The sequence below is a fragment of the Dietzia cinnamea NBRC 102147 genome (genome assembly GCF_001571065.1).
Classification (GTDB): domain Bacteria; phylum Actinomycetota; class Actinomycetes; order Mycobacteriales; family Mycobacteriaceae; genus Dietzia; species Dietzia cinnamea.
On record NZ_BCSW01000129.1, the window covers coordinates 1 to 1388 of the forward strand.

Consider the following 1388-nt stretch of genomic DNA (forward strand, 5'->3'; position numbering starts at 1 on the left):
AAGTTGTGTTCGGCGGTGTCCTACTCTCCCACACCCTCGCGAGTGCAGTACCATCGGCGCTGGCAGGCTTAGCTTCCGGGTTCGGAATGGGACCGGGCGTTTCCCTGCCGCTATGGCCGCCGTAACTCTGTGAAACAAGGTCCTCGTGTCTCGTCGACTGGTCGTCGAGGCACGGGTGTGTTGTTTCAGATACTGCACAGTGGACGCGTTCATTCTTGAAAGGTGTTTGTGTGTAAGTCCTCGGCCGATTAGTACCGGTCACCTGCACGCATTGCTGCGCTTCCAGTTCCGGCCTATCAACCCCATGGTCTGTGGGGGGCCTTAACCACGCGAAGGTGGTGAGAAACCTCATCTTGGAACAGGCTTCCCGCTTAGATGCTTTCAGCGGTTATCCCTTCCGAACGTAGCTAACCAGCGATGCTCCTGGTGGAACAACTGGCACACCAGAGGTTCGTCCGTCCCGGTCCTCTCGTACTAGGGACAGCCTTCCGCAAGTTTCTTACGCGCGCGGCGGATAGAGACCGAACTGTCTCACGACGTTCTAAACCCAGCTCGCGTGCCGCTTTAATGGGCGAACAGCCCAACCCTTGGGACCTACTCCAGCCCCAGGATGCGACGAGCCGACATCGAGGTGCCAAACCATCCCGTCGATATGGACTCTTGGGGAAGATCAGCCTGTTATCCCCGGGGTACCTTTTATCCGTTGAGCGACACCGCTTCCACTTGCCGGTGCCGGATCACTAGTCCCGACTTTCGTCCCTGCTCGACGTGTCAGTCTCACAGTCAAGCTCCCTTGTGCACTTGCACTCAACACCTGATTGCCATCCAGGCTGAGGGAACCTTTGGGCGCCTCCGTTACTCTTTGGGAGGCAACCGCCCCAGTTAAACTACCCACCAGGCACTGTCCCTAACCCAGATCATGGGCCGAGGTTAGACGTCCAATACGATCAGAGTGGTATTTCAACAACGACTCCACACACACTGGCGTGCATGCTTCACAGTCTCCCACCTATCCTACACAAACCGAATCGAACGCCAATACCAAGCTATAGTAAAGGTCCCGGGGTCTTTTCGTCCTGCCGCGCGTAACGAGCATCTTTACTCGTAATGCAATTTCGCCGAGTCTGTGGTCGAGACAGCAGAGAAGTCGTTACGCCATTCGTGCAGGTCGGAACTTACCCGACAAGGAATTTCGCTACCTTAGGATGGTTATAGTTACCACCGCCGTTTACTGGGGCTTAAATTCTCAGCTTCGCCTTGCGGCTAACCGGTCCTCTTAACCTTCCAGCACCGGGCAGGCGTCAGTCCGTATACATCGACTTACGTCTTCGCACGGACCTGTGTTTTTAGTAAACAGTCGCTTCTCTCTGGTCTCTGCGACCACCCCC

The 1388-nt window shown here is 56.0% G+C and carries 2 rRNA genes; both read right to left on the reverse strand.

Features of this window, described 5'->3' with window-relative positions:
• Positions 1-7: 7 nt before the first annotated feature.
• Positions 8-124: ribosomal RNA gene (gene rrf / locus DCI01S_RS16430) — 5S ribosomal RNA — on the reverse strand.
• 104 nt (positions 125-228) lie between these two features.
• Positions 229-1388 (reverse strand): 23S ribosomal RNA (locus tag DCI01S_RS16435); the annotation flags it as partial.